This window comes from Chamaesiphon sp. GL140_3_metabinner_50 (genome assembly GCF_025361915.1).
Classification (GTDB): domain Bacteria; phylum Cyanobacteriota; class Cyanobacteriia; order Cyanobacteriales; family Chamaesiphonaceae; genus Chamaesiphon.
On record NZ_JANYJC010000246.1, the window covers coordinates 1 to 7,882 of the forward strand.

Genomic DNA, 7,882 nt, shown 5'->3' on the forward strand with positions numbered 1-7,882 from the left:
CAACTAGTGCTGTTACAAACCTGACTTTTTGGAAAAGTCGGATTTGTGTCCTAACCGATATGGCAACTGCCATAAATAGAGGTAGGGGCAATTCCTGAATTGCCCCTACCTCTATTTATGGCAGTTGCCATATCGGTTAGGACACAAACCCGACTTTTCCAAAAAGTCAGGTTTGTAACAGCACTAGTTGTACTGTCCTAATCTCCCTGGCTGTTGCTATATGGCTTGAGATCGTTACCGAAACTATATCTACACAGTCGCAGGCTCGACTTTGCGGTGCTTGTTGGTGCTGCTACTAGTGGTTTCGTTAACTTCTAGCGGCACGAATTCAATGTGATTGAGGAGCGTGGTAACAAAGGCAAACAGTAAGAATGGTAAGGATAAAACTAAAATCAATCCGACTGTTGCCAGTGCATAAATTTGACGCGTAGTACTCCACAGAGATAAAGCAGAAGCCAGACTGAGGAATATGACCATCAACCAAATTATAATCTGCCCATAGATGTCACTAAAGGTCAAAGTACAGTTCATGCGATATTTCTGCTTTTCCATTGGGTGTCACCAAAACTATTACTACTTTTCAATATAGATCTTTCGTTGCGTAATAGTAACTTTTTCAATCAATGTTTACAGATGTTCGGAAGGGAATAGGGAATAGGGGATAGGGAGTAGTGGATAGTGGATAGAGTTTTAATCTTCCCAGTATCTCAACTCCTTACTCCTTACTCCTTACTCCTTACTCCTTACTCCTTACTCCCATCTACTTAACAATTAACTGACTCAAGCTAGCCAATAACTCTTGCTCTTTAAATGGTTTGGCAAAGTAGGCACTCGCGCCGAGATTCATGGCGATCTTACGGTGCTTATCGCCGCTGCGAGAGGTGAGCATTAGCACGGGGATGTTTTTGAACTGAGCCGCACCTTTGACGGTTGCTAGGAAGCCATAGCCGTCCATGCGGGGCATTTCGACATCGCAGACTACAGCTTGGACTTGAATACCTGTTTGGAGTTTTTCGACGGCTTCTTGACCATCTTTGGCTTGCTCGACTAAATAGCCCGCTTTTTCGAGGGTGAGGGCCACAAAGCGACGGACGTTAATCGAGTCATCGACAACGAGGATGCGATCGCGTTGGACTGTTGCGGCAGGGGCTGAGGTATTATGAGTATCTTCGGTATTGAAGTTGAGGGTATTAGTTCGCAGTGAGTTGGCACCAAAATCGCCATCGATCCAGCGGACGAATTCGATCGCATCTAAGAGCGGGACGATCCGACCGTCGCCGAGGATGGTACAACCCGTAAAGCCGGGGGGCATTTTAATATTACCTTGGGGTTGGCGAATGGTAACTTCTTGTTCGCCCCAAAATTTATCGATCGCGACGGCTACTACATCTTGTCCTTGGTCGATCATTAAGACGGTGGGACAGTCGATCGTTGGGGTGTTGGTAGTTGCTAGTGGCGGGGTAAAATCGGGAATTCGCAGATAGTCTCCAGGTTGGATTAAGCGGACGGTAAAGTCTTCCCACTGGAGCATCTTTTGTCCGGCAGTGCTGATAATCCGATCGGGATTGAGTAAGATAATTTCTTCGACGATATTACTGGGAATTGCCAGCCAGAGTCCGTTGACTTCGACGATTAAAACGCGGACGACGGAGAGGGTAAACGGTACGGTGATGGTAAACGTACTACCTTTACCAAGTTTGGTATCGACAAAGATATCGCCGCGTAAGGCGCGAATGTTGGTACGGACCACATCCATGCCCACACCGCGTCCAGATAAATCGGTGAGCTTATCGGCGGTACTAAAGCCCGGTTCAAAGATCAGATCGATTAGTTCGTTATCTTTAAAATTGGCGATTTCTTTATCGTCAATCCCCATTTTTTTGACTTTGGCGCGGATTTTATCGAGGTCGATACCGCCACCATCATCTTTAATGGTAATTACGGTTTGGTTACCGCGATAGGTCGCACTGATTTCAATTTTACCCGTGTCTGACTTATCACTAGCGCGACGAACGGCACTGGGTTCGATGCCATGATCGAAGGCGTTGCGGAGTAAGTGCATTAACGGATCGTTAAGAGCTTCGAGAATGCTCCGCTCGATGAGGGTGGTACCGCCTTTAAGCTGGAGATCGATCGGTTTAGAATGTTCGATCGATAGGTTGCGAATGGCTCTGGGAAAGCGATCGAACAGTTCGGAAATCGGGCGCATTCGGACTTGAGTTAAGCCTGTTTGCAGTTGTTTGGCAGTCCGATTCAGGTCGCGATTGGTGCGCTCGGTATCGTTGAGTTGGGTATCGAGGTCGGTGGTTAGTTCTTCAATTTGGACGATATTGTCCATGACTTCCTGGGAGAGGAAGTGAAGTTCGCTATAGCGATCGAATTCTAATAAATCTAGTTCGTCGGTTAAATTACTAGTCAGGCTAGTGCCGCTCTGAGTCCAGGTTTCATCGCTATTAGGTAACCTTTCTGGTGTGCTAGTTAGGTCGTAAGCTTCCCTGAGTTTGAAGTTAGATTGTTCTAATTGTTTGACTTTATTTTGGAGATTGGCGACTAGTTGGCGCAAACCTTGGAGGTTGAGATTTAAGCCATTGCGATCGATCGTTAGTTCGCCGAATAAGTCGCCAATTTCTGCTAATTGCTTGGTCGCCACACGAATGGTTTGTTCGGCTTGGGCGGGAGCTTTAGACTTAGCTGCCACCTGTTCGCGATCTGCGGGGGTGTCGTCGATGACTTCTGGGGCGGCATCTAGCGCACTGAGCAGGTCTGCGGCTTCGCGATCGAGGTCGCTGGTAATTGCGGCTTTGGATGTGGCTTTGGACGCACCTTTAGGATTAATTTTAAAGACTGCCGAAGAAATCTCGGAGGGGAGATCTTCACCGAGGAAACCAGATAAATCCGATAATAATCCGGATGCGTCGGTATCGAGCGAGAGATCGCCACTGAGATCTAGCATCTCAAAAGCATCGACGATTTCTTCATCAGCGTCGGGGACGACGGTGCTGCGAAGGTGGAAGCCGTCGGAATATTGTTCGCTCGTGGCGAAGGCATCTAGTTCGCTGCTATCGGTAATGGTCGAGAATGGCGGCGCGGTGGTGCTATCGGCGGCAAAGGGATCGGTAAGGGTGGGGAAGTCGTGCGCGCTGGTACCAGTTCCAAATCTGCCTGCATACTCGCTCTTGGTGTCGTCTCGACCGCCGAGATCGTCGATGGTGAGCGGTGTATCGAGGGTAAAGTCTTGAAGATCGAGCGAGTCGTGAGTAATCGACGATTGGATGATTCTAGCCGATTGCGGTACCTGCTGACTTTTATCCAGCGTGGTAATACCGTCGCCTAAGTAGGTCGAGACATCGGTATCGTCGTGCCATTCGGGGATAGTTGCGGCTTCGCTGATGCTGACAATTCCCGATCCTGGCAGCTCGATTTCGCAGGGGAGATTGCTTGTTTGACCGATCAGGACTAGTGCCTGAGTGCGTCGCCATGCGGCTAGAGCTAGTGCGGCGATCGCCCGGACTCGATGGGGTTGTCCTTTAATATGCGCCAATACCGACTCGCATAGCTGCCTCAAGGCGGGGAGTTCGACCATTTCGGACAAACCGCCTAATTCCTCGGCACTGACGAGCAATTCGTCGTACAAACTCCCAGAATTGTCGCTATTGACAGATATCTCCAACTGTGTCAGAGAGCGTTCTACTTCTGACTCAAACAGAAAAGTGAGAATATCTTCACCCGATTCAGAAGCCAACATATTGGCTTCATCTTCAGGATTAAACTCGCCCAACAGTTCGCGCAGCCGATCGAATAGTGGCTGTACCTGCTTTTCTAGCCAGAGCTTGTCGGCATCTTGCCCTTGACGATTGAGGGCAACAATTTGCCCTAATTTATCGATCGTCCCCAGCAGCAGGCGTTCGACTTCATCATCGGGAGCTGCCGATTTACCATACTGAATAATCTTGAAATAATCTTCAAGATGGTGCCCCAGCCCAGCCAGAGTAGTGAATCCCATCATCCCCGCGCCACCCTTAATCGAGTGCGCCGCACGCATGAGGGCATCTAACTGCTTGGCATCTACTTTACCAGCACCCAGCCCCAGCAGTCCCGATTCGATCGTCTCTAAATAATCGATCGCTTCGTCCAAAAATTGGAGTTTAATTTGTTGTTCTCGATCTGAAGTAATCATAGGAGATGGGAGATGGGAGATGGGAGTTCGGAGTTTGGAGATGGGAGTTTGGAGATGGGAGTTTGGAGTTCGGAGATGGGAGATGGGAGAAGAATGCAGGGTGATAGATATAGTGTGTGGAGTAAAGAGTAGTCTAATCCCCTCTTTTATCTTCTATCGCCTATCGCCTATTGCCTATCTCCCATCTCCGAACTCCCATCTCCCATCTATCCCCTAATTCCGATCGGCATTAACTTTAAACTTACCTACCGAGGCTTGGAGTGCTTGAGCGATCGTTACCGTTTGCTGAAGCGAGGTAGATACTTGTTTGGAAGAGTCGGAAGTCTGCTCGGAAATCAGGGCGACTGCTGCCATATCGACTTTTACAGCTTGGGAGGTTTCGACTTGATCGATCGTGGCGGTAGAGATCGATTGCAAGAAGGCATCCATTTGATTGGAAAGTGCAATAATCTGTTTCAAACTGGTTTTGGTTTGTTCGACAGATTGAGTACCTTCGACTACTTGAGCGGTACTGAGTTCCATTGCCTGAGCCACCGCGCTGGTTTCGCGCTGAATGGTTTCGACAATTTTTTCAATCTCTTTGGTAGCTGCGGCAGATTGCGCGGCGAGTTCGCCAACTTCTTCGGCGACAACTGCGAAACCGCGTCCTTCTTCACCCGCACGAGCGGCTTCGATACTGGCGTTAATTGCCAGGAGGTTAGTTTGGAGGGCGATTTGGTCGATCAATCCGGTAACTTTAGAAATCTGTTGCGAAGATTCACCTAAGCGTTTTACTTTCTTGGCAGTTTCCGAAATGGTTTCGCGCAGTTGGACGATACTGGCAACGGTCCGATCCATTGCTTGTCCGCCAACTTCGGCGGTGGAGGCAGCAGATGTCGCGACAGAGGCGGCTAACCGCGCGTCTGTAGCCACCGATTGAATCGAAGTGGTAACTTTTTCGATTTTTGCTAAAGTCAGTTGAATTTGGTCTGCTTGCTTGGTGGCGGCATCGGTGAGCAATCTTACTTCCGATTCGTTTTCGCCGATCGAGCCGTTTACTTGTCCCGCAGCTTCTTTTACTGTAGTGACAATGTCGCGGAGACTTTCGATAATCGAGTTAAAGAAGTCACCGACGATCGCAATTTCCCCGTCGCTAATTTCCGATCGGACTGTTAAGTCACCCTCAGACGCACCTTCAATTTCCATCAACAGGCGGAGCAGTTCTTTTTGACGATTTTCGTTCTCTTTCTTAGAAGTATCGGCACGTTGGCTGGCTGCGTCGGCTTCGTATTTACTCCGCTCGGTAGCCGCAAAACCGCCCAAACAAGAAGCGATCGGTTTGGCAAATTCAAGCAGGTACTCGGTTTCCCACTCTTCCCAATTATGAGTCTCTTTGCAATGGTGAGCGACTAGCAACCCTAACACGCTGGTACCTTGCAGGATCGGCACCACGAGATTAGATTTAATTTGCAGCTTGGTAAATAATTTTTTGTGTTCGGGATGATAATCGCTACCCATCGTATCATTAGTGGCGATCGTCCGACCTTGAGCGTAGTCATCCATCAATGTTTGCGGGATACAAGCATCTTCGATCCGCTCGTCTAGAGCCTTCATAAACCCAGGTAAAACTGATTCGCCGACGACATGACCGCCTTTAGATGGGAAAAAGCGATAGACTACAACTCGATCGGCTTTGAGTTTAGTGCGGCTTTCTTCGAGAATTACCCCCAGTGGTGCCGCCATTTCTAGCGCGGTTTGAGCGCGAGAGATACTAGCAAACATTTGCTCGCGCACTGCTTTATCGCGCTGTTTGATGGCTTCGAGCTGTCCGCGCTCGGAGATCGTGTAACCACTGAGCGAGATGCCGATTTGTTCGGCAAATTTAGTCAGATAAATGCTCTCCCACTCTTGCCAAGCATGAGCCTGTCGGCAGTGGTGAGCGATTAATAGCCCCAATAAGTTACCATTTTGAACGATCGGCACGATCAGATTAGACTTAATATCCAGGCGGCTTAATAAGGCTTTGTGATCGGGATGATAGTTGCCATCGCTGACGGTATCATTGGCAATGACTCGCCCTTGAGCGTAAGCCGCCAGCATTCCATCGGGAATACAAGGATCGTTAACCTGCTCGGCGATCGCGCTACTACCGCCAGCACCAAAAGATTCCCCCGCGATATAGCCGCAATTGTCTGCCATAAACCGATAGACCACCAATCGATCGGCTTTGAGAATTTCTCTAGCCTCAATCAGCACCTGAGACAGGGGAGCGACCAGATCTTCGCCCGTCCGCGCCCGCGAAATTTCGGCATATAATTCCGTCCGTCTGGTTTGTTCGGCTTGCTCGGAAATCAGTCCTTTAATTTGGCTCGCCATCAGGTTGATGTTGCTACCCAATTGACCGATTTCATCTTCGCTAGTCACTTCTACCCGACTGTTAAAGTCGCCTTGACCGATTCTTTCAACCGCTCTAGCGGCATCTTCGATCGGTTTGGTAGTGCGCTCGGCAATTAAGGTCGATAACGCAACGGTAAATAACCCCGTCAACCCCGCCCCCGCTAAAATTGTCAGCAACAGTCCCGATAGAGTCGAATAAGCCTCCTCCTCATCGATGACCGATACAACAGTCCACGGTAATTGTTGCATCCCCTCCAGCTTGCCAAAGCCAGCCGCAGTCATCAGTTCTGCATGGTTGCCGAGATCGTTAGCATTTTTGGCATCACCAGTTTGCACTAAAGCGGTGCGATGCTCGACCATCACGCCTTTTTCCCGCGCCAATTTTAGATCGGCATCCTCGACTTTATCGGTATAGTCACCGTTAGAACTAATAAATACTTTACCAGTCCGACTATCAGAAATATGATAATCTTCGTGCTTAGATTGAAAAAGTTTGAGGGGTTCTTCTAGTCGCTCTACAGGCGATCGCGTCCGCATCACGCCGATAATTTGTCCGGTCTTGCTATCTTTAACTGGTGCGGCAAAATGGATGACCACTTTACCAGTACTCTGAGATTTTTCTGGATTAGAAATAACTGTTTTACCAGTTTTTAAGACTTCTTGAAAATATGCCCGATCGAGGTGATTGCTTAATGGCGTACCTTTACTTTGAACGATTGAATTACCTTTGAGATCGAAAAAAGCAATGCTATCATAAACTTTATAACTATTAATATATTGGTCTAATAATTTAGCTTTACCTTCAATAGGTGTAGACGTTGATACTTTAGCATCATTAAAAACTGGTTGAACTGCTAGCGTTTCCACATCTCCATTCCGCTCGAAGATAAACCGATTAAATTTATCGGCAATTTGAGTTGCTCTAACTTTTTGATCTTTGACTGTTTGCTCCTTGAGTGCATTATTAATTTGGGCATAACTAAATCCACCAATTAAGCCAATCGGTGCCAATCCTATCGCGATCGACAGTAATGTTACTTTAGTTTTAAGACTTAATCTATTCCAATTCGATGTTTTCCTGTCCGGAATCATTGCTAATTGTGAAAGATCGGTAGTGTTAAATTGAGTGAATTCGTTAGGTTGATTCATGGTTAAATGTGGTAATTTAATATAATCGTTCGGTTAACGATTTTGTTAATGAATGTAAAAGTCTCGATAGTTAGTGCGGCTAATAACGCAGGTTGTTGGTTATAACCAATGTTAAAGATTTGGGTGTTAGATATTAGGTATTGGGTATTAGCGATGGGATAAAACCTAATAGCTAAAACC

Annotated in this window: 3 protein-coding genes; all 3 read right to left on the reverse strand. The window is 47.6% G+C overall.

Going from position 1 to position 7,882, the window contains the following annotated elements:
• Window positions 1-249: 249 nt before the first annotated feature.
• Window positions 250-552, reverse strand: coding sequence for a hypothetical protein (locus Q0R35_RS12310; protein WP_295618346.1), 303 nt, complete (start codon window positions 550-552; stop codon window positions 250-252).
• Window positions 553-760: 208 nt separating this feature from the next.
• A complete protein-coding gene (locus tag Q0R35_RS12315) occupies window positions 761-4,177 on the reverse strand; it encodes a response regulator (RefSeq protein ID WP_295618349.1) in 3,417 nt (1,138 codons plus the stop codon).
• Window positions 4,178-4,390: 213 nt separating this feature from the next.
• Window positions 4,391-7,702, reverse strand: a complete 3,312-nt coding sequence (locus Q0R35_RS12320) for a methyl-accepting chemotaxis protein (protein ID WP_295618352.1) — start codon at window positions 7,700-7,702, stop codon at window positions 4,391-4,393.
• Window positions 7,703-7,882 lie beyond the last annotated feature (180 nt).